The 21,358-nt window shown below is 72.1% G+C and carries 19 protein-coding genes; 9 read left to right on the top strand and 10 right to left on the bottom strand.

The features are described from left to right. Positions 1-136: 136 nt before the first annotated feature. Positions 137-730, bottom strand: a complete 594-nt coding sequence (locus ABZ862_RS21405; RefSeq protein WP_360960330.1) for an AAA family ATPase — start codon at positions 728-730, stop codon at positions 137-139. Between the two features lie 490 nt (positions 731-1,220). Between ABZ862_RS21405 and ABZ862_RS21400 the strand changes: the two genes are divergently transcribed. Genes ABZ862_RS21400 through ABZ862_RS21370 form a run of 7 tightly spaced genes read left to right on the top strand, consistent with a single transcriptional unit; the run spans position 1,221 to position 8,795 of the window. Next, entirely contained in the window at positions 1,221-2,354 is a 1,134-nt protein-coding gene (locus ABZ862_RS21400; protein ID WP_360960328.1) for a PfkB family carbohydrate kinase, read from the top strand. After that, positions 2,351-3,346: a LacI family DNA-binding transcriptional regulator gene (locus ABZ862_RS21395; RefSeq protein WP_360960326.1), complete on the top strand. Its 996-nt coding sequence runs from the start codon at positions 2,351-2,353 to the stop codon at positions 3,344-3,346. The genes ABZ862_RS21400 and ABZ862_RS21395 overlap by 4 nt, the downstream gene beginning before the upstream one ends. 5 nt (positions 3,347-3,351) lie before the next feature. Further along, positions 3,352-4,962 carry an FGGY family carbohydrate kinase gene (locus ABZ862_RS21390; protein ID WP_360960567.1) on the top strand — a complete coding sequence of 537 codons (1,611 nt, stop codon included), beginning with the start codon at positions 3,352-3,354 and terminating at the stop codon, positions 4,960-4,962. Then, positions 4,959-5,879 carry a hypothetical protein gene (locus tag ABZ862_RS21385; RefSeq protein ID WP_360960324.1) on the top strand — a complete coding sequence of 307 codons (921 nt, stop codon included), beginning with the start codon at positions 4,959-4,961 and terminating at the stop codon, positions 5,877-5,879. The genes ABZ862_RS21390 and ABZ862_RS21385 overlap by 4 nt, the downstream gene beginning before the upstream one ends. Further along, a complete protein-coding gene (locus tag ABZ862_RS21380; protein ID WP_360960323.1) occupies positions 5,879-6,637 on the top strand; it encodes an ATP-binding cassette domain-containing protein in 759 nt (252 codons plus the stop codon). The genes ABZ862_RS21385 and ABZ862_RS21380 overlap by 1 nt, the downstream gene beginning before the upstream one ends. Further along, complete coding sequence (locus tag ABZ862_RS21375; RefSeq protein WP_360960321.1) at positions 6,634-7,773, top strand: ABC transporter permease; 1,140 nt, start codon at positions 6,634-6,636, stop codon at positions 7,771-7,773. The genes ABZ862_RS21380 and ABZ862_RS21375 overlap by 4 nt, the downstream gene beginning before the upstream one ends. Before the next feature lie 14 nt (positions 7,774-7,787). Further along, the gene (locus tag ABZ862_RS21370) at positions 7,788-8,795 is read left to right on the top strand and encodes an ABC transporter substrate-binding protein (RefSeq protein ID WP_360960319.1); all 1,008 of its coding nucleotides are present in this window, start codon (positions 7,788-7,790) and stop codon (positions 8,793-8,795) included. A gap of 94 nt (positions 8,796-8,889) precedes the next feature. Here ABZ862_RS21370 and ABZ862_RS21365 read toward each other — a convergent pair whose 3' ends face one another. Further along, positions 8,890-10,782: an arabinofuranosidase catalytic domain-containing protein gene (locus ABZ862_RS21365; protein WP_360960317.1), complete on the bottom strand. Its 1,893-nt coding sequence runs from the start codon at positions 10,780-10,782 to the stop codon at positions 8,890-8,892. Between the two features lie 518 nt (positions 10,783-11,300). On the opposite strand from ABZ862_RS21365, the gene ABZ862_RS21360 reads away from it, so the two are divergent. Continuing rightward, the gene (locus ABZ862_RS21360) at positions 11,301-12,419 is read left to right on the top strand and encodes a hypothetical protein (protein ID WP_360960315.1); all 1,119 of its coding nucleotides are present in this window, start codon (positions 11,301-11,303) and stop codon (positions 12,417-12,419) included. A gap of 148 nt (positions 12,420-12,567) precedes the next feature. Here ABZ862_RS21360 and ABZ862_RS21355 read toward each other — a convergent pair whose 3' ends face one another. Together ABZ862_RS21355 and ABZ862_RS21350 are read right to left on the bottom strand one after the other, a co-directional pair. After that, entirely contained in the window at positions 12,568-12,969 is a 402-nt protein-coding gene (locus tag ABZ862_RS21355; protein WP_360960313.1) for a nuclear transport factor 2 family protein, read from the bottom strand. Between the two features lie 101 nt (positions 12,970-13,070). Then, the gene (locus ABZ862_RS21350) at positions 13,071-13,955 is read right to left on the bottom strand and encodes an SDR family oxidoreductase (RefSeq protein ID WP_360960311.1); all 885 of its coding nucleotides are present in this window, start codon (positions 13,953-13,955) and stop codon (positions 13,071-13,073) included. Positions 13,956-14,075: 120 nt separating this feature from the next. Here ABZ862_RS21350 and ABZ862_RS21345 point away from each other — a divergent pair, with 120 nt between their 5' ends. Next, the gene (locus ABZ862_RS21345) at positions 14,076-14,651 is read left to right on the top strand and encodes a helix-turn-helix domain-containing protein (RefSeq protein ID WP_360960309.1); all 576 of its coding nucleotides are present in this window, start codon (positions 14,076-14,078) and stop codon (positions 14,649-14,651) included. Positions 14,652-14,904: 253 nt separating this feature from the next. On the opposite strand, the gene ABZ862_RS21340 is transcribed toward ABZ862_RS21345, so the two are convergent. The 6 genes from ABZ862_RS21340 to ABZ862_RS21315 all read right to left on the bottom strand — a co-directional run bounded on the left by ABZ862_RS21340 (position 14,905) and on the right by ABZ862_RS21315 (position 21,277). Then, entirely contained in the window at positions 14,905-15,570 is a 666-nt protein-coding gene (locus ABZ862_RS21340) for a hypothetical protein (RefSeq protein WP_360960307.1), read from the bottom strand. Between the two features lie 565 nt (positions 15,571-16,135). Next, a complete protein-coding gene (locus ABZ862_RS21335; RefSeq protein WP_360960305.1) occupies positions 16,136-16,603 on the bottom strand; it encodes an SRPBCC family protein in 468 nt (155 codons plus the stop codon). 223 nt (positions 16,604-16,826) lie between these two features. Continuing rightward, positions 16,827-17,651, bottom strand: coding sequence for a class II aldolase/adducin family protein (locus ABZ862_RS21330; RefSeq protein ID WP_360960303.1), 825 nt, complete (start codon positions 17,649-17,651; stop codon positions 16,827-16,829). A gap of 233 nt (positions 17,652-17,884) precedes the next feature. Further along, positions 17,885-18,244, bottom strand: coding sequence for a DUF6204 family protein (locus ABZ862_RS21325; protein ID WP_360960301.1), 360 nt, complete (start codon positions 18,242-18,244; stop codon positions 17,885-17,887). Between the two features lie 343 nt (positions 18,245-18,587). Further along, on the bottom strand, positions 18,588-19,568 hold the full coding sequence (locus ABZ862_RS21320) for an alpha/beta hydrolase (RefSeq protein WP_360960565.1): 981 nt from the start codon (positions 19,566-19,568) through the stop codon (positions 18,588-18,590). Positions 19,569-19,885: 317 nt separating this feature from the next. Continuing rightward, positions 19,886-21,277 (bottom strand): solute carrier family 23 protein, encoded by a 1,392-nt coding sequence (locus ABZ862_RS21315; protein WP_360960300.1) that lies wholly within the window; start codon positions 21,275-21,277, stop codon positions 19,886-19,888. Positions 21,278-21,358: the final 81 nt, after the last annotated feature.

The following is a 21,358-nucleotide window of genomic DNA, read 5'->3' as shown; positions in this document are numbered from 1 at the left end:
CCGCCGCGACCGTCCGCCGCTGGCCGCTGGCCGCTGGCCGCTGGCCGCTGGCCGTCAGTCGTCAGCCGTCGACCGGCCGTGGCCGCCCTCAGCACACCGCCCGCCGCGACTGCCTGCCGCCGACCGGCCACCGTCGTCAGCCGCCCACCACCCCCCGCCCGCCGGCCAGGCGCTCCCGCACCCGCGCCCACGCGGCCTCCGGCGGGGCCGTTGCGTCGAGCGCGAGGTGAGCCACCGCCGGAGCGGCGAGGTCGACGCGGTCCGCGTACCCCGGGTCGGCGAGCTTGGGCCGGTCGCGGGGGGCGGCGCGCAGCCGCATCCGGGACAGCAGCGTCGCCGCGTCCAGCCGCAGCCACACCATCGACGGCACCCCGCCCGCCTGCTCCAGTCGGCCGGCCAGCGCGGTCCAGGCCGCCGGGTCGCGGCGCTCGGCCGTGTACGGCGCCACCAGGACCACCGGGACGCCCGCCCGCAGATTGTGCTCCGCACCGGCGGTGAGCGTCTCGTACCGGGCGTGCCGGGTGGCCCGGGAGAGTCCGGGATCGTCGAGGTCGTCGGTGCCGAGCAGACCGGCCACGACCGCGGTCAGCGGCCCGGTCAGGGTGTCCTGGTCCAGCAGGGCCGCGCCGAGCCCCGCCGCCAGTACCTCCCCCACGGTCGACTTGCCGCTCGCGGGCGGGCCGCACACCACCAGGGCGGCGGGACGGCGGACGTCAGGGTTCACGGTCATGGCCGGAACCGTAGGGCATCCCCGGGGGTGCCATGGAGTCCCCGAAGCCCTCGGAAACCGCCCGTTGATGCGACTTTCAGCGCTGTGACCTGGACATTCAGGCGAAACACAAAAGACATCCTTCTTTCATATTGACATCACGCAGACCCTCAGAGCACGATTCATTTCGGCCGGTGACATCGATTACCCCGCGAACGACCCGGCCCCTGCCCGGCCCGATCAGGGCCTGAATCCCAGCTGTCCTCCGCCTCGACGCCAGACCTCACGGCCGGGCCGGACGACGACACCAGACCGCACAGCAGTCATGCGGCACAGCCCGGCACCTCTGCGAGACCGGCGGCCGGCATCCCCTCCCGTGACATCGATTACCCACCACCGGACAAGCTCCGTGACATCGATTACCCAGCCGTAGAACCAGGGCGAACCCGGACAACCGGACCGTGAATCGGTCCGCCGACCGGAAACCGCCCCCGACCCGAGGAAGGTCCCGTTGCTGATCGCCACTCCGAATCTGTGTCTGGACCGGACACAGTTCCTCTCAGAGGTGGTGCCCGGTGCCGTCATGCGGGCTCCCGAGGTCGAAGTGACCGCCGGCGGCAAGGGCGTGAACATCGCCCGTGTCGTCCGGGCCTTCGGCCGGCGCGCCGTGCTGACCGGGCTCGTGGCCGACGACGACCGCGCACAGCTCCTCGGCCTGCTGGCCGGCGAGGGCGCCGAGTTCGTCGCCGTACCGATGCCCGGCCGGGTACGCGTGGCGGTCGTCATGATCGAGAGCGGCCCCGGGCGGATCACGATCGTCAACGAGGCCGGCAGCCCGATCGCTTCCGAGGTGTGGGACCGCTACGCCGCCGCCGTCACCGAGCAGTTGCCGGGCCACGGCGTGCTGATCTGCTCCGGCAGCCTGCCGCCCGGCGCACCGCTGGACGGTTACGGCCGGCTCGTCGAACGGGCCCACGGCGCAGGGGTGTTGGCGATGGTCGACACGGCGCCTCCGGCCCTGCGCGCGGCCCTGGCGGCCGGGCCCGACCTGGTCGCTCCCAACCTGGCCGAGGCGGAGTCGGCGATCTCCGGCACCAGCGGCATGATCCTGGCCGACGGACCCGACAACGTCCGCGAGCGTGCCGAGGAGGCCGCCCGGGCCCTGGTCGCCCTGGGCGCCCGGGCCGCCGTGGTCACCGCGGGCGGTGCCGGGCTGGCCCTGGCGACCGGCACGGACGACGTACCGCGCTGGATCGAGACGGTCCCGGTCGAGGTGGTCAGCGCGGTGGGCGCGGGCGACTCCTTCCTGGCCGGGGTGGCGCTGGCACTGGCGGAACGGCCGCCGGGTTCCGCCGTCGACTGGCTGCCCGCCGTACTGCGCGGCGCGGCCACCGCGACGGCCTCCTGCGAACAGCTGCGGGCCGGGGGCGTGGACCCCGCCCGGGTGCGGGAACTCCTGGCCCGGCTCACCGCGCGCGGCACCGGCTCCGTCCCGGCGGACCGCCGCAGGACCGGCCTCGACCCCGACTGGGCCGTCGCCCGGCACCTCCAGAACTCCGGCGTCCGGCCCGAGGGACCCCTGACCACCGCCGGTCCGGACGCCGGCCACACCTCCTTCATCACCTGCGACGGAGCTCACCGATGACGCCCCCGAAAGTGCGGTTGCGCGACGTCGCGCAGGCCGCCAACACGAGTACGAAGACCGCCTCACGGGTCATCAACGGTGACCCCCGGGTCTCCGCCGAGACCCGGGAGCGGGTGCAGCGGGCGGTCGCCGAGCTCGACTACCGGCCCGACCCCCTGGCGCGCTCCCTGCGCAGCGGTACCGACGACACCATCGGTGTCGTGGTGGACGCGGTCTCCGACCCGTTCTTCGCCGGCGCGATCGGCGCCATCGAGCGCCTGGCGCTGGAGCGGGGCATCACCGTCATCGTGGCGAGCACGCTGCGCCGCCCGGCCCGCGAGCGCGCGGTGCTGGAGGGACTGGCCCAGCGGCGGATCGCCGGGCTGATCGTCGCCTCGGTGACCGAGGACCACAAGCACCTCGACAGCGCCCGCTACCCGATCGTCTTCATCGACCGCGAACCGATCGGCCTGGACGCCGACTCGGTGCTGGTGGACGACAGGGCCGGAGCCCGTATGGCGGTGGAACACCTGCTGGCCCGCGGCCACCGGCGGATCGCCTACGTCGGCGACCGGCTGGACATCGGCACGGTACGGCACCGCATGGACGGCTACCGGGACGCCCTCCTCGCGGCCGGGATCGAACCCCGGGACGACTACGTGCTGCGCTTCGACCCGCAGCAGGAGGAGACGGAGCACGCGGTGGAGGCACTGCTGGCACTGCCCCAGCCGCCGACGGCGATCTTCGGCGGGAACACCCGCAGCTCGCTGCGGACCCTGCCCGTGCTGCACCGGGCCGGACGCACCGACATCGCGTTCGTCTCGTTCGGCGACTTCGCGATGTCCGACACGCTCAGCCCGGCCGTCACGGTGGTCGACCACTCCCCGGAGCGCATCGGCCACGCCGCCGCGCAGCGCCTGTTCGAGCGGCTGGACGGCTCTCAGGAAGCGCCGCAGCGGCTCCAGGTCCCGCTCACCCTCGTGGAGCGCGGCAGCGGGGAGCTGGCGCCGTGACCGCCATGACGGCCATGACGGCCATGACCGCCGCACCGGCCGTGACCCCGGCGGGTCCGTACACCGAGGCGGTGATCGGTGTGGACCTGGGCACCACCGACACCAAGGCGCTGGTGTGCACCCCCGGCGGCGAGGCGATCGGGTTCGCCCGGCGCCCCACCACCTGGTCGCGCTCGGCCGGCGGCCGGGCCGAGACCACCGGACCCGCACTGTTCGCCGATGTACTGGCCGCGGTCGCCGAGGCCCTGGCGGCGACCCGGGCCGGCCTCGGCGGCCGCCCGGTACGGGTGCTCGGCCTGGGCCTGGCCGGGCTCGGCGAGAGCGGCGTCGTGCTGGACCCGGCGGGACGGGCCTCCTCCCCGGTGATCGCCTGGTACGACGACCGGGGCACGGCCGAAATGGCCGCGCTGGACCCGGAGTTGCTGGCCGCCTTCCCGGCGAGGACCGGACTGCCGGTGGGCTCCCAGTGGACGCTGGCCAAGCTGCTCTGGCTGCGCGGCGTCACCGGCAGGCCGCCGGGCCTGGGCTCCCGCTGGCTGAACGTGCCCGAGTACGTGGCCTACGCGCTGTGCGGGGAGCAGGTCGGCGAGCCGTCGCTGGTCTCCCGTACCGCGCTGCTGGACCAGGCGACCGGCAGTCCCTGGACCGAGGCGCTCGACGCGCTCGGCGCCGGGGCGGACTTCCTGCCGCAGCTGGTGCCCGCCGGACAGGCCGCCGGACGGATCGGCTCCTGCGCGGTGCCGGAACTGGCCGGTGCCGTGGTGACGGTGGCCGGACACGACCATCCGGTGGCGGCGGTCGGCGCGGGCGCGGTCGGCGCGGACGACCTGTTCGACTCGTGCGGCACCGCCGAGGTGCTGCTGCGGTCGGTGCCCGGGGTCCTGTCCGACACCGACCGGGTGCGCCTGGTGGAGGCGGGCGTGGACGCCGGACGGCACGCGCTGCCCGGACACAGCGTGCTCATCGGCGGGATGCGCTCCGGACTGCTGATGCGCCGGGTCCTGTCACTGGTGGGCGCCGACGGGACGGCCGCCCGTGACGGCCTCGACGCCCGGTGGCGGCCCCCGGCGGGCAGCACCTCGCCGGTCCGGCTCGTCGGCTCCAGCGCCGACGACGACGCCGTCACGCTCCGGCTCTCCGACGGCGCCACCCCCGACGCCGCCTGGGCCGCCGCCCTCAGCCGGGTCGGCGAGCAGACGACGGCGCTGCTGGGGGCGATGAACGCCGTGGTCGGCACGCACGGCACCGCCGTCGCCGCGGGAGGCTGGACCCGGATGCGCAGCGTCCGGGAGGCCAAGTCCGCGACGATCCCCCGGCTGGCGTTCTGCGCGGAGTCCCAGCCGGGCGCCCGCGGGGCCGCGCTGTTCGCGGCCGTGGCGGCGGACGGCACCCGGACGGTCGCCGAGGTGGCCCGGTACTTCGCCGCCCAGCGTGCAGAAACGTTCCGCCAGATGCCCGGCCCCCCGGCTCCGGCCCCCAGGACCCCTTTCCCCGGCGCGGTGCCGGCCCCCGTGGCGACCGCCGCCCTGCCACCCCTGCCCCAGGTGTCCCCGACCCCTGGCCCGTGGCACCCCCTGACCCCGCACCCGACAAGCAAGGAACCGAGCAGCTCATGACCGACACCGTGAAGACCGACGCCCGACTGGGACTGGACGCCATCGCCGACCCGGACGGCGTGTTCTCCATCGTGGCCATGGACCAGCGCAACACCCTGCGCCGTATGTTCACCGCCATCGGCCACCAGGCCGACGACAACGATCTGCGCACCGCGAAGATCGACGTGGCCTCGGCCCTGACCCCGCTGGCCAGCGCGATCCTGCTGGACCCGACCTACGGGGTGCCGGCCGTGACCGAGTCGGGCGCACTCGCGGACACCTGCGGCCTGCTGGTGGCGGCGGAGCCCTCCGAACGCGGCACTCACAACGGCGAACCGCGCACCCACCGCGACCCCGCGCTCGACGCGGCCTGGGTCCGCGCCCAGGGCGGCCACGCGGTGAAGTTCCTGGTGCAGCTGCGCCCCGGCCGCCCCGCGGGCGGCCCGGACCTGGCCGCCGAGGTCCTCGACGTCGTACGGGAGGTCGTCGCCGACTGCCGCGCCGAGGGTGTGCCGTCGGTGATCGAGAACCTGATCTACCCGCTGCCCGGCGAGGCCCCGCTGCGGTCCGCCGAGCGCGAGGACCTGATCGTCGAGGCGGCCCGGCTGCTGGCCGACACCGGCGCCGACCTGGTCAAGCTGGAGTACCCCGGCTCGGCCCGCGGCTGCCGCCGTATCGCCGAGGTGGTCCGCCAGCCGTGGGCCGTGCTGTCCGCCGGTGTGGGCTTCGACGAGTTCCAGCGCGTGCTGCACGAGTCCTGCGAGGACGGCGGCGCGTCCGGGTTCATCGCGGGCCGTTCGATCTGGAAGGAGGCGATCGGCCTGGAGGGCCGCGAGCGTGCCGACTTCCTCGACAACGTCGCCCGGCCCCGGCTGGAGACCCTGCTGTCCGCCGTCGCCGGCCGCGCCCGGCCCTGGACCGAGGCGGTGAGGGGCTGATGGCGCCGCTGCTCCAGGCCCGTGGCCTGCGCAAGGAGTACGGCAGCGTCCAGGCGCTGGCCGGTGCCGACTTCGAGATCGAGGCCGGCGAGGTGGTCGGCCTGATAGGTGACAACGGCGCCGGGAAGTCCACCCTGGTGAGGGCCCTGTCCGGCAGCGAGACACCGGACGAGGGGGAGATCCTCTTCGACGGCCGTCCGGTACGGCTGAACAGCCCCGCCGACGCCCAGGCCCTCGGCATCGAGACGGTCTTCCAGGACCTGGCCCTCGCCCCGCATCTGAACCCGGTGCAGAACATGTACCTCGGCCGGGAGATCATGCGCGGCGGGCTGCTCGGCAAGCTGGGCTTCATGGACACGGGCCGGATGAGGTCCGGCAGCCGCAAGGCGTTCGACGACCTCGGCGCGACCGTGCGCAACCTCGACGGCCCGGTCGGCTCGATGTCCGGCGGCCAGCGCCAGGGCATCGCGGTGGCCCGGGCCGCCGCCTGGGCCAGCAAGGTCATCTTCCTGGACGAGCCGACGGCGGCGCTCGGCGTGGTGCAGACCCGCAACGTCCTCGAACTGATCCGCCGGGTGAGCGCGGCCGGTATCGGGGTGGTGTTCATCAGCCACTCGATGCCGCACGTGATGGAGGTCTGCGACCGCGTTCAGGTGATGCGCCGCGGCCGCCGGGTCGCCACTCTCCAGGCGTCCGAAACGACCATGGAAGAACTGGTCGGAACCATGACCGGGGCGTTGCAAGGAGGCACGTCATGACATCGACCACGGCACTCAGCCGTGCCGGCAGCGACGGGGGACACGGCCGGCAGGAGACGAAGGAGCCGAAGGAGCCCAGGGAGGCGTCCGAGGAGACCGTCCGGCACCGGCTCCAGGCCTTCCAGATCCTGATCCTGCTGGTGGCCACCATCGCGGTGTTCTCCGCGATGCAGCCGGACACCTTCCTCACCGTCTTCAACTTCCGGGGCATCCTCCAGAACACCGCCATCTACGCCGTGCTCGGCGTCGGGATGACCTTCGTCATCATCACCGGCGGCATCGACCTCTCGGTCGGCAGCGTCCTGGTGTTCAGCGGCGTCGTCGCGGACAAGACGATGGTCGCCTACGGGGGCCAGGGCTGGGGGACGGTCCTGGTGGGCACCCTGGTGGCCTGCGCCTGCGGTCTCGGCTGGGGCCTGCTCAACGGGGTGCTGGTGGCGAAGGCCAAGGTGCCGCCGCTGGTCGTCACCCTGGGCACCATGAGCGCGGCCCTGGGCTTCGCGCAGATCATGACCAAGGGGCTCGACCTGCGGGACGCGCCGAAGACACTGGTCGGCACGATCGGATTCGGCAACGTCGTCTGGCAGATCCCGACGCTCGCGGTCGTCGCGGCGGTCGTGGTCGTCCTCGGCATCGTCCTGCTCCACCGCACCCGCTTCGGCCTCTACACCTACACGCTGGGATCGAACGCCGAGGCCGGCCGCAGGGTGGGCGTCCGGGTGGACCGGCAGCAGATCAAGATCTACGCCTTCGCGGGACTCCTGGCGGGCTTCGCCGGCATCCTCAACCTGGCCTTCTACCAGTCCACGACCATCGGCGGGCAGTCCAACACCCCCCTCAACGTCATCGCGGGCGTGGCCATCGGCGGCACCTCGCTGTTCGGCGGGGTCGGCTCGGTGTTCGGCACGGTCGTGGGCCTGTTCATCCCCATCGTGCTCCAGAACGGGTTCGTGCAGATCAACGTCCAGGCGTTCTGGCAGCAGGTGGTCGTGGGCGCGGTGCTCGTCGCCGTCGTCTACGTCGACCAGCTGCGCCGGGCCGCCGCGCAACGCGGCACGAGACCCGCCTTCCCCTTCCTGAGCGCCCGGTCACGGGCAGGTTCGGGCAGCTCCACCAGAAGAAACGGACAGCACTGACAATGGAGAATTCAATGGCGAATTCGGGACGCGGCACCGCCCGGAAGTACAGAGTCGTGGCAGCGGGCGTGCTGTCCCTCTCGCTGGCCCTGGCGGCCACGGCCTGCGGCGGCGCCGACTCCAAGGCCTCCTCGACGGCCAAGAAGAGCTACAAGCTGGCCTTCGTGCAGGGCGTCGCGGGTGACTCGTTCTACGTCACGATGGGCTGCGGCGTGCAGTCCGAGGCCAAGGCGGCGGGCGCCACCGTCAACATCCAGGGCCCGCAGAAGTTCGACCCGACCCTGCAGACCCCGATGCTCCAGTCGGTGATCGCCTCCAAGCCCGACGCGATCCTGATCGCCCCCACCGACATCTCGTCGATGCAGCAGCCGATCGCCCAGGCCAAGGCACAGGGCATCAAGATCGTCCTGGTGGACACCACCCTCAAGGACCCGTCCGTGGCCGTCTCGGCCATCTCCTCGGACAACTCGGGCGGCGGCGCGGCCGCGTTCGACGCCATCAAGAAGCTCGCGCCGAGCGGCGGCAAGGTCCTGGTCGTGGGCAACACCCCCGGCATCAGCACGACCGACGCCCGGGACAAGGGCTTCGTCGACGCGACGAAGGCCGACTCCGCCTACACGTCGCTGGGTATCCAGTACGCCCAGAACGACCCGGCGAAGGCCGCGTCCATCGTCAGCGCCGCCCTGAGCAAGAACCCCGACATCGTCGGTGTCTTCGCCTCCAACCTGTTCGCCGCCGAGGGTGCCGCCACCGGTGTCCGCCAGGCCGGCAAGCAGGGCAAGGTCAAGGTCATCGGCTTCGACGCCGGCCCCGACCAGGTCAAGGCGCTCAAGGACGGCACGGTCCAGGCGCTGATCGCCCAGCAGCCCGAGCAGATCGGTGTCGACGGGGTGAAGCAGGCGGTCCTCGCACTGAAGGGCGGGAAGACGACCGCCGAGATCAAGACCAAGTTCTCGATCATCACGAAGGACACCGTCGACTCCGCGGACGGAAAGGCCGCGGCCTACCGCTCCAGCTGCTGACCGCAGCCGCACCGCGATGAGGGTGCCAGGACCCCGCCGGGTCCTGGCACCCTCCGCCGTCACCTCGGTTCCGTGGACTGAGCCTGCACGGACGTCAGTTCAGGGCGAACTTCTGTGCGGTGGAGCCGTTGCAGTCGTAGATCTGGAGGCGGGTGCCGTTGTCCGTGGCGCCGCTCGGGGTGTCGAGGCAGCGTCCGGACTGGGGGTTGAGGAGCGAGCCGTCGGACTGCTGGACCCATTTCTGTCCGCCGACGCCGTTGCAGTCCCACAGTTCGACCTGGGTGCCGTTGGCGGTGCCGTTGCCGTTGATGTCGAGGCAGCGCCCCAGCGTGCTGAGCGAGTTGTCGGAACCGTGGAACCAGTGCTGGTCGACCGCCCAGGACTGGCAGTCCCACAGCTGTACGGCCGTGCCGTTGACGCCGGTGTCGTCGGAGGCGACGTCGACGCACTTGCCGCCGGGCGCGCCCACCTTGGCGCCGCCGTTGACCGCGAACTTCTGTGCGGTGGAGCCGTTGCAGTCGTAGATCTGGAGGCGGGTGCCGTTGGCCGTCGCGCCGCTGGGGGAGTCGAGGCAGCGTCCGGACTGGGGGTTGAGGAGCGAGCCGTCGGACTGCTGGACCCATTTCTGTCCGCCGACGCCGTTGCAGTCCCACAGTTCGACCTGGGTGCCGTTGGCCGTGCCGTTGCCGTTGATGTCCAGGCACCGCCCGATCGTGCTGAGCGACCCGTCCGGGTTGTGCGTCCAGTGCTGGTCCTCGGCGTAGGACTGGCAGTCCCACAGCTGCACGGCGGCACCGTTGACGCCGGTGTCGTCGGCGGCCACGTCGGCGCACTTGCCGCCGGGGCCGGTGATCGTGCCCTGCGGACCGTTCGGCACGCTGGTCTGGCCCGCGTAGCCGACGGAGACCACGTTCGCCTGGACGGCGTTCTCGGCGGCGTCGGTCGGATAGCCGGAGACCATCACGCCCTCGAAGAACGTGCCCATGTTCCAGTTGCTGTTGTCACCGCCGATGCCCAGGATGATGCCGCCCTCCTGGTGCATGGGCTGGTAACCGCCGCGGGTCGGCAGTGCGCCGTCCCACCAGGTGGTCAGACTCCCGGACTGGGCGTTGCCGCCCTTGAGCGCGTACCGGGTCTGCCCGTTGTTCTTCAGCACCGCGGTGACGAACGTGCTGCTGTTGCCGCGGTTGGCGGTGTTGGAGCCGTTGTCGCCCTGGAACATGCCGTTCTCCAGGTCGGCCTCGATCCACGGGCCCGAACCGGTGCACGGCGCGAAGTAGCAGGTGGTCGCGATGCTCACGGCGTCCATATGGCCGTTGCCGGTGTCGGCGGGCGTGCTCTCCGCGTTGCCGTAGTCGAAGCAGCAGGCGGAACCGACGTGGGTACCGCTGGCCACCATGTAGACGCCCTCGGGCTGCCCGTTCACCGCGACACCGGAGGCGACGCCCGTGTAGCGGTAGCCCACCTGCGGGGAGATCCACACCCCGTACACCTTGTGCCCGCCGGCGGTCACGGAGATCTCGGAGGCGTCGGCACCACGGTCGGCGCCGGTGCCGGCGGTGCCCGCGGGGGCCGGGGTGAGGTCGTTGTGCCGGGAGGTCTGGTCGTAGATCTTGGTGATCCGGCACGTCGTGCCGCCGCAGAAGGTGTCCTGCGCCGCGGCGTTCGCGTACCCGCCGGCGGCCAGCAGTCCGATGTCGGTGGCGGTGCCGTCCGACGCCCTGGTCACCCGGTACAGGGGGCCGTTGTAGGAGGAGAACAGCGCACGGGTCGTGCTGTGCGCGGCCACACAGGGGGTCCCGGCGTCGCCGTAGATGTCGCAGGGCAGGGTCCCGGCGGCGTGGGAGGTCTGGGGCGTGCCGATCAGGACGCCCAGCGCGAGGGTGAGGATGGCGAAGAGGGAGAGCAGGAGGTGGCCGCGACGGGCGGGGGCTCCGCCTTCCGGGTCCGCCAGGGCTCTGGGTCCGGCAGGTCTGGGTCCGTGCATGGATGCTCCTCGACGGTGGGGGGTGAACTGTCCGACTGACCTTTCACGGCGGCGAGTTCGAGTGCTCGGTCGCTGCAGCCGGAAGGTACGCACGGTGGTCGATCGCGTCAAGATTTGTGGCTTCGACCTTACTTAAAGTTTTGATTCCGTCCTGAAATGTTGCTTCGCGGGGTGAACTGAGGGCGCCGTCACTTCGGCGACACCGGGCCGGAAACTGCGAAGTGATCGCCGTTCAGCTCAACGCGTCATCCTCACAGGGCACTTGGGGCACGCAGTGCGACCTCTGGTGCATGGACAACGCTGACGTGTACCTTTCACCCGACGTCGGGCGGGCGGCACCCGCGTGACGCACGATCCCCCCTCGGACGGGCCGCGTCCGACAGCCCTCCCCGCCCCCAGACCGGACCGCAGAGCGCACTGCGGCCCGGACCGCGGCCCGGACCGCGGCCCGGACCGCAGACCTTCGGCGGGCCGGCTCCGCGGTGACCCATGCCCCCCACCCGAATCCCGGAGGAACCGTGGAGACAAGCCCCCGTGTGCCGCTGACCCGCCGCAGACCCCGCAGGACGGCGGCCCTGCTGGCCACCCTGGCCCTGGCGTCGGCCGCGGCCCTGGCCGGACCCGCCCCCGCCCGGGCGGCCACGGCGACGGACCGCGCGGCCCTTGCCCAGTGGTGGGCGCCGGTCAGCTTCCAGGACGTCGACTCCACCGGCGAGACCGCCCTCGGCGGCAAGTCGGACTACATCACCTCGTACGACTACGACGGCGACCTCAACGGCCGCGACAACTGGGAGAACACGAGCCAGTTCCCCCTCGCGGCGCACGTCTACTACTCCGTCGTCCAGACCCCGTCGTTCTCCTATCTCCTCTACACGTTCTTCCACCCGCGCGACTGGTCCGACGGCATCCTGGACAACTACCAGGAGGACCTGACGGAGCACGAGAACGACGCGGAGGGTGTGCTCGTCGTGGTCGCCGACGACGGCTCCGCGCACGGCACGCTGAAGGCCGCCGTCTCCGTGGCCCACAGCAACTTCTACTCCTGGGTGCCCTCCGGCAGCGACTTCACCAGCGGCCAGGAGACCGTCGACGGCACGCTGAAGCTGCAGAGCGATCCCCACGGCGACGGCCACGGACGCCCGTTCACCACCCAGCAGCCCAACACCCACGCCCTGTGGGCCGAGGGCTATCTGTCCCAGGAACGCAGCCAGTACGCGAGCGGCGACGGCATCGTCTACTACCCCTCCGACTCCGCCGCCGAGGTACCCGACGGCTCCAACGACCGTGATGTGCAGTACACGTTGACCGACGTCTTCGCCGCGAACGGCATGTGGGCCAACCGCAACCTCACGACCCTCTTCGCCACCCCGGACAACTTCGCCGGCGACGACAGCGGCAATCCCTACGGCGCCAAATGCGGTGCGGGCGGCGTCCTCGGCCCCGCCAACGGCCAGTGCGCCACCGACTCGGCCAACCCGCCCTGGGCCTGGGACGACGCCAACGACCTCCCCGGGCGCGGCTACATCGCCACCAACCCCGCCGAACTGGTCTGGGACTACTTCGACTGGCCGGGCAAGCCGTCGGCCCCCGACCTCGCCTACACCTGGGACGAGTACAACGGCATCACCGGCGGCTGACCGGCCCCGGTGAACCGCCGCGAACGGCGGGCACGCGCGGGGCCACCGCCCCCGTACCCGCCGTTCGCCCGTCCCGCCGCCTCCGGGTCCGGCTTCCAGGGGCCGAGTCCGCGGCCCGCCCGGGCGCGGCGGGGCGGGCCGGGGCGCCCTACTCCACGCCGGGCGGCACCACCGTGGCCTGGTGGTGGTACATCCGCCAGCCCGCGTCGCCGTCCCTCTTGCGCCAGATCGAGCTGTGTCTCGTCCGGCGGCCGCCGAGCACGGTCTCGAAGGTCAGGTGCACCAGCCCGGGGGCCAGCCGCGCGCCGGTGATCCCCGAGGGCTCGTAGCGGGGACCGTCCGCCGAACTCCCCGGATGCGCGGCCAGTTCGGCGAGCATCGCGTCGCGGGTCCACCGCCTTCCCGAGGCACCGACCTCCGTGAACTCCGGGTCCAGGAGCCGCCCGGCCAGCTCCCGCGACGCCCGGACCCGCGGGTCCATGAGCCGCAGTTCACCGGCGATCGCCTGCTGCACCTCGTCCGGCCCGCCGGCCGCCGCTTCCCTGTCCATGGAGGCATCCTCGCCCCCTCCACCGCCCCCGGCGCAACCGGATTCCTCCGGCCCGGGGCCGGGTTCACACCCCGCGGGCCCGGTGGGACCACCCGGCGAGGTCACCGGGCGGCGAAGTAGTGCCCCTCGTCGAGGTCGGCGATCAGTCCCGGACGGACGGGTTCCCAGCCCAGCAGTTCCCGGGTGGCCGCGCCGGGCATCGTGACGTCCATCCCGATGAACGGGAAGCCGGTGAAGTGCCCGGCGGCCCGCTCCGCGGGGACGCTCATGGCCGGGACGCCGAGATGCCGGCCGATGGCCTCGGCGATCTCCCGCACCGGGACACCCTCCTCGGCCGCGGCGAAGAGCTGGGAACCGGCCGGGGCCTTCTCCAGCGCCAGCCGGAAGACGTGCGCGACGTCCAGGGTGTGGCCGGCGGGCCAGCGGTTGGCACCCTCGCCGACGTAGCCGGAGACTCCCGTGGCCCGGGCGATCCGGATCAGGATCGGGACGAAGCCCGACACGTCCCGCGAGCTGTGGGTGACCGGCGGGACGCCGACCAGCACCGTCCGTACGCCGTGCTCCGTGAACCCGGCGAGCGCGCGCCAGACGGCGGAGCGCGGGTTGGCGTCGGCGGCGGCGTCCCGCGCCGGGTCGCCGGTACGGCCCACGCCGACGCCGACGAGGGCCTTGCCCGTCCCGGCCAGTGCCTCGCCGAACGTCCGCACCACGGTCAGATCGGCGGCGGCCGCCTCGGCGAACGTCCCGGCGGCTATGGAGGTGTGGTCGAACGCGAGATGGACGACCGCGTCCGCGTCCCCGGCGGCCGAGCGGAGCACGTCCAGGTCGTCGAGGCTGCCCCGGAGCACCTCGGCGCCGAGATCCCGCACGGCGGCGGCCGAGGCCTCGGACCGGGCCAGGCCGACCACCTCGTGTCCGGCCCCGACGAGTTCGGACACCAGGGCCGACCCGATGTGGCCGCTGGCGCCGGTGACGAATACACGCATGGGTGACTCCCTGGGAGGTCAGGCTCCGCACGGGCGGAGTGATGTGACTCAGTACCGTCACTCTAGCGCAAGTGACGGTACTGAGTCACATCACCGGGTCGGGTCGCCTATGATGTGCGCATGGCTCGATGGGAACCGAACACGGCGATACGACTGGTGGACGCCGCGCTCGACCTGTTCGTGGAACAGGGTTACGACGCCACCACGGTCAGCCAGATAGCCGACCGGGCCGGACTGACCAGGACCACGTTCTTCCGGCACTTCCCCGACAAGCGCGAAGTGCTCTTCGCGGGCCAGGAGGTGCACGCCGGGCTGCTCGCCGACGCGCTGGCCGGGGTACCCGCCGGGGCCACCCCGCTGGACGCGGTCGGCTCGGCCCTCGACGCGCTGACGGACACCTTCACGGAAGACCGCCGTGAGTTCGGCGCAAGGCTGCGCCCCGTCATCGCGGCCCACAGGGAGCTCCAGGAGCGCGCCGCCCTCAAGCGCATCGGACTGGCCGCGGCCGTGGCCGAGGGGCTCGGGAAGCGCGGTGTGCCCGAACCGGACGCGAGCCTCGCGGCCGACCTGGGCGTCCGCGCCTTCTACCAGGCCTACGGCGAGTGGTCCGAATCCTCCGGCGGCGGCGCCTCGCTCACCGAGCTCACGCACCGGACGTTCGCCGAACTCCGCGCCGCCCTGGCCGCACTCGGCTAGCCGCCGTCCGGCGCCGCGGGAGGCCCGTACCGGAGAAACCGTATCGGGGAGGCCGTGCCCGGGAAGCCGAAGTGCCGCCCGGTCTGCTCGACATCGCTCATGCCATCGAGCACGGCGTGGCGGGGGAGTGAGGCGTCGGCGGATATCCGGCGGAGAGTTCAGGGCCGCCGATTTCCCGGGCGGCGCTCCTGAACGCCCTGGCTCCGCCGCGCGACGGGACGGCGGCGGAGCCAGGGTACGAGCCGGGCAGCGGTCAGTCCCAGCCGCCGAGAAGGCCGGAGCTCAGCTGCGCGTCGCAGATGTTGTAGCCGCCGGACGCGTGGCCCTTCTTCGTCTTGCCGTCGACGGTGACCGAGCAGTTGATGTTCCCGGAGCCCTGGAGCTGCGCCGTCACCACGTAGTACATCGCCTCGTCATCGAGCGGCAGGGTGGCTTCGAACTTGCCGTTCGCGAACTTGCCGTTGCGGTTGTCGGAGTCCGAGCCGTACGTGATGTCCAGCGGGCCGAGCGCCCCGGCGGGCGCGGTTCCCCACACCTTGAAGGTGACGGTCTTCTTCTTGCCGTCGTTGTTGCTCTTCTCGGTGGCGGCGGACTTCTTCGCCTTCGGAGCGGAAGAACCGGCTGACTTCTCGCTCTTGGGTGCGGACGAGGAGGTCTTCGCCTTACCGGCCCCGGTGGACTTGCCGGACTTGGACTCGGAACCGCCGCCGCCCGCGACGGCCGCGATGATGCCGATCAGCACGAACAGCGCCACGATGCCGAGGCACCCGAAGCCGATGATCTTCCCGGCTCGGCCCTTCTTCGGCGGCTGCGGCGGCATGCCCCAACCCGGCTGAGGGCCGCCCCAGGGCTGAGGCTGCCCGGGCTGCTGCGGTCCGTTCCAGCCGGGCTGGGGCTGCTGGGGGTACTGGTTGCTCATGGTCTTCCCTGGGACGTGCCTATGACTTTCGTGTAGATGACAAGTGAAGGAAATGTGCGGTTGCCCCAAGTCGGGTGATGTCACCCGATCGTGATCTTCGATGTACTCTGCACTCTTCTTCCGGGCCCGGCACGCGTCTGCGCCGCGCCTGCCGTACGTGGCCGCCCGGCGTGAGGGTCGGCCACAACGCCCTCGGGGGTACCTGTGCGATCCGGGGTTCTGAAGTGCGAATACGCCCTCGCCCGGACCCGTACATGCAGACCCGTACATGCAGACCCGTACGTGCGTGCCATTGGTGCCGCTCACCCGGAACCGGGTCGGCCCGAACCGGGTGATGACGCCCTGGCGGGGCATGACCGTCGGCCGCCGATGCGGCCGCTTCGGAAGACCGGGGATCCGGCGCGCAGGGACGTCACCCGGCGGAGCGCGCATGCGGGTGGCTCATATGGGGGACGGCCGAGCGCACCGCCGACTGCCCGAGGGCAGCGCCCCTGCCCTCAACCGTCGGCGGCCGAGGTCCGTTCGACCGATGGACGTGGTGGTCGTTCGCGACGGTCCGGGAGCGTCAGCCGAGGAGGTCGTCGTTCGACGGCAGCCGGCCCAGGGCCCGGTCGACCGCCCGGGGAAGCTGCTCGGCCACCTGGTCGCCGAGCCGCTCGAACGCGCGCTGGAGCAGGGGAGCGGCCAGCCGTGCCAGGCCGTGGAAGTCGACGTCCGCGCGGTAGAGCAACCGCGTACCGCCCGGCTGCGCCTCGAAGCGCATGTCGTCGGTGGAAGTGGCCGTCCCGTTGCGGCCCACGAAGGTCAGGCGGTCGGCCTCGCGGCGGACGAGACGGTAGCGCAGCTCCGTACGGCGGCCGAGGAACTCCGACACGTTGCGCCACTCGGTCCCCGGTGCCACCGGCCCGTCACCGAGCCGTTCGCAGGTGACCGTACCCGGGTCCCATTCCCGCGCGTTCGAGAAGTCGGCGAGATACCGCACGACGTCCTCCAGTGGGTGGTCCAGTGTCACGACACGCTCGACTGCAACCACAGGGGCCTCCTCCCGCACCCCGGAACCGGTTCCGGGACGCTGACGACACCTCCACTTCCCGAACCGGACGGCCGGCGGATGCAGGTACGGCGGATCCGGGCCGGGGGATGCGGGCCGGGGATGCGGGGCCGGCGGGGTGGACACGGAGACGGGCACCGGCCGGCGGACACGGTGGTGCGGGCCGCGGAGACGTCGCTCCGTGGCCCGCACCGGGGTTCTCGGATCAGATCCAGGGCGAATCGATGCCGAACTCGTGGGCGACCCGCTTGATCTCGTCGCGGGTCAGGCCCTCGGCGCGGCTGCCGGCGACCAGGTCCATGTATTCGTACTTGGCGGCCGTCTCGGCGTACTCGATCCGGTCGACCGCGCGCGTGACCGACAGGTCGGAGCGTGCCATGACGCCGTGCTTGCTCCACAGCACGATCTCGTGCGTGCGCAGGCCTTCCACGTTGGCGGCCATCATCTCGGCGGAACCCGGCACCTCGAAGTCCAGCACGCCGACACCCGCGGCGAGGCTCACGACGGTCTCCGGCTCCCAGCGCAGCAGGCGGGCGTTGAGCGCGGGGGTGCTGCGGTACGACGGGATGTGGCTGAGGTAGGTGAGGTTCATGGGCTGGGCGTGCACGACGGCCTGGAAGGTGACGCCGCGCCGGAAGACCTGGTCCTGGTGCACGGCCAGGTGGGAGTTGAGTTCGCTGGTCAGGTTCGTGAAGAGACGCTGGGGCGAGGTGTGGAGCGTGCCGGTGCGGCCGCCGGGGTGCACGAGGACGGCGCCCACCGCGGCGAGCGGGTTCGCCTCGATCTGCCTGAGCCGGCGCCCGGAACCGGTGACCAGCAGCGTGCCGCCGGCCAGGGCGGGAACGGGCACCGGCAGCTCTATCCGGCTGGTCTCGGTGAGGCTGCCGCTCACGTCGAGTTCCCAGTCCACGTAGACGGAGATGTTGCCGGCACCGGCTTCACTCGCGTCGATCTCGCAGATTCTGGAGCCGCCGGCCCCCATGCCGGTCAACAGCTCGTCGAGTTCGGGACGGGGCGTGGTGATGGTCATGAGGGAGATCCTCTGCGGTGAGATCCGTGATCGTGAATCGTTTCAAGATTGAGACTAATTGCAGGGATTGCCCCGGACAATGGGACGACCGGCCCAAGGGAGGGGGAACAACCGCTCAGCGAAGTGACCGGATGACGGATTGTTCGGCACCTGCCCGGTCTGGGAGTCTGGGGCTCTCGGGGTCACGGGACGCCGGAGTCACGACATGAAACGATTCACCGATGTCGTGCGGGTCAGGGGTTCCGCTGGGCCGCCGCGCGCCGCTGCCGTTTGCCGAGAGGTGCCTGGGAGAGATCCTCGGCCTGGGACCGCAGGTTCTTGAAGCCGTAGCCGCGTTCGGCCAGCCACGCCTTCGCCGCCTCCTCGGCGCGTGCGGACGCTTCCAGGATGTCCTCTTCCTCCTCCCCGGAGTCCAGGAAACGGAAGGTGAAGGCGGAGCGCGCCGCGAGGTCGTAGCTGAGGTGTCCCCCGGGCGTGAAAGCGGCCCGCAGGACGTCGTGCTCGGCGGCGCGCGCCAGCAGCCCGGCCCGCTGGTCGTCGTCGAGCCCGTCGAAGACGCCGCGGACGGTGATACGGAAGGTGCGAGTACTCATCCCGCGACCCTAGTCAGAGGGCGGGCACCCCTCCACCGGGTTTCCTGTGCCGGACGGTCCGGCGGGTGACAGGACGGACGGACCGGCGGGTGACAGGACGAACGGTCCGCCGTGGTTCCCGCGCCAGGGGGATCCGCCGCGGCCCACGCGCCACGGAGATCCGCCATGGTGCCCGCGCCACGGAGATCAGCCGCCGCCCTCGGGCTGCGCCCCTGGCGCGAGGCGCCGAACCCGCACCGGCGGGGCCCGGTCACGGACCCGGGCCCCCGAGCGGGGTTCGCTCGCACGGTCGGCACCCCCGTGGCCCGTAGCCGTGCCGGGCGTGCTCCACGAGAATCCGGTGTCAGTTCCGGCGGGAGCGCTCGAGCACGCGGCTGAGCCACCGGGTGCGGGTCTCGCGGGCCTGCCGGCTGAGGGCCGCGGCGGGAGCGACGGAGTCGAAGCCGTGGAAGGCGCCGGGCCAGACGTGCAGTTCGGCGTCGCCGCCGGCGCCCCAGATCGCCCGCGCGTAGGCCACGTTCTCGTCGCGGAACATCTCCGCGGAGCCTGCGTCGATATAGGTCGGCGGCAGCCCGCTCAGATCGTCGGCGCGAGCCGCCGCGGCGTAGGGCGGCAGGTCCGGGGTGCCGTACAGGTCGCCGAGGTAGGCCTGCCAGGCCAGGGCGGTGGAGGTTCTGTCCCAGATGCCGGTGCCGGCCAGCTGGTGGGCGGAGAGGGTGTCGAGACGGTCGTCGAGCATCGGGCACAGCAGGAGCTGTCCGATGGGCGGGGGTCCGTCGCCCCGGTCCCGGCCGAGCAGGGTCAGAGCCGCCGCGAGTCCGCCGCCGGCGCTCTTGCCCCCGATGATCACACGTTCGCCGTCGATGCCGAGCTCGTCCGCGTGGCCGGTGGTCCACAGCAGTCCCGCACGGCAGTCCTCCAGGGGCTTCGGATAGACCGCGTCAGGGGCGAGCCGGTACTCCACGGACACCACGGCCAGGCCGAGCGGCGCGGACCAGTCGCGGAGGATCTTCGGCAGCACGGACCAGGCGTTGCCCATGATCATGCCGCCGCCGTGCATGTAGTACAGCACCGGAAGAGGCCCGGTGGCGTCGGCGGGCCGCGCGTGCACCAGCGTGACGTCCGGACCGCCGTCGAGGCCGGGCACACTCAGTTCCTCGACGGCGAAACGGCCGTCGGCACGCAGCAGGGCCGCGGTGGGCCGGGGGCGGCTCGCGGCGTCCCGCTCCCGCTGTGCGGCGAGGTTCCCCGGAACGAGCCGTCTCTTCGACAGGTCGCCCAGGCTCGCCAGGGCGGCACCCAGTTCGGGGTCGAGACGCGGCACCGCCGGTTCGGCGGACGCCTCGGAGCGCGAGGAGTCCCGGGGCCCGCTCACGCCGTGCCGCCCCGACCGGCGAGAAGCCGGGAACGGGCCGCGCCGGAGCGCCGACTGCTGTCAAGGAAGGTCAGGACGACCGGCGCCGTAGCCATGGAGATCATGGCGCCCAGCCAACCATGACGGGTGACCGCTCTGCCGGGGACTGCGGACGGGCGGTACGGCGGGCGGCCCCCGAGGGCACCTCGGTGCCCCGGGGGACAGCGGTCTGTCCCCCGGAGGCCCGCCCCGAGGCTCACCGGGGCCCGCCGCGGATCGCCTCCGGACTACGAGTCCGCGGGCCGGGCGCTCTCGTCGTAGGAGCTCGTGCCCTCGTCCAGCAGGGGTTCCTGCTGCTTGAGGTGCGCGGGAGCCAGGGCGCGCAGGGCGTGGTAGCCGGTGATGACGACGAGGGTGCCGAGCGCGATGCCGCTGAGGGAGAAGGTGTCGGTGATCTTCATGGTGACGTTGCCGACGCCGATGATGATGCCGGCGGCGGCCGGGACCAGGTTGAGGGGGTTGCGCAGGTCGACCCCGGAGTTGGTCCAGATCTGGGCGCCGAGCAGCCCGATCATGCCGTAGAGGATGACCGTGATGCCGCCGAGGACACCGCCGGGCACGGCCGCCACGACGGCGCCGAACTTGGGGCACAGGCCGAAGAGCAGCGCGAAGCCGGCGGCGGCCCAGTAGGCGGCGGTGGAGTAGACACGGGTCGCGGCCATCACGCCGATGTTCTCGGAGTAGGTCGTGTTGGGCGGCCCGCCCACGGCCGTGGAGAGGATCGAGCCGATGCCGTCGGCGGCGATCGCCGTGCCGAGCTTCTCGTCCACGGGGTCGCCGGTCATCTCGCCGACCGCCTTGACGTGTCCGGCGTTCTCCGCGACGAGGGCGATCACGACGGGCAGCGCGACCAGGATCGCGGACCACTGGAAGGACGGGCCGTGGAAGGACGGCAGCCCGATCCAGTCGGCGTGGCCGACACCGGAGAGGTCCAGCCGCCAGTGGTCGGTGACCTTGCCGCTGCCGTCCGCCGAATGGATCTTGCCGAGGACCAGGTCGGACATCCAGGAGAGGCCGTAGCCGAACAGCAGCCCGAGGAAGATCGCGATGCGTGACCAGAACCCGCGCAGACCCACCACCGCGAGACCGGTGAACAGCATGACCAGCAGGGCCGTCCACTGGTCCTGCGGCCAGTAGGTGCTGGCGGTGACCGGGGCCAGGTTGAAGCCGATCAGCATCACGACCGCACCCGTGACGATGGGAGGCATCGCGGCATGGATGATCCGGGCGCCGAACCGCTGCACGGCCACACCCACCAGGAACAGCGCGACACCGACGACGAGGATCGCGCCGGTGACCGTGGCGCTCGTGCCGCCCTGTGCGCGGATGACCGCCGCGACGCCCACGAAGGAGAGCGAGCAACCGAGATAGCTGGGCACCCGGCCACGGGTCGCGAGCAGGAAGATGACCGTCGAGACGCCCGACATCATGATCGCCAGGTTCGGGTCCAGGCCCATCAGGACCGGTGCGACGAAACTCGCCCCGAACATCGCCACCACGTGCTGTGCGCCGAGCCCGGCGGTGCGGGGCCAGGAGAGCCGCTCGTCGGGGCGTACCACCGCGCCGGGCGCGGGGGTGCGTCCGTCGCCGTGCAGTTTCCAGCGGACGCCAAGATCCATGGTGCGGTTTCGCTTTCGTTCGTTCGTACGAGCGTACGTGCGTACGTCTGGCCTATTCTGACGTGAACCGGGAGGGTGAGC

It is taken from the genome of Streptomyces sp. NPDC047000, from assembly GCF_040644295.1.
Lineage (GTDB): Bacteria > Actinomycetota > Actinomycetes > Streptomycetales > Streptomycetaceae > Streptomyces.
Note: the sequence above shows the minus strand (reverse complement) of the source record. Positions and strands in the feature narration are given on the sequence as shown.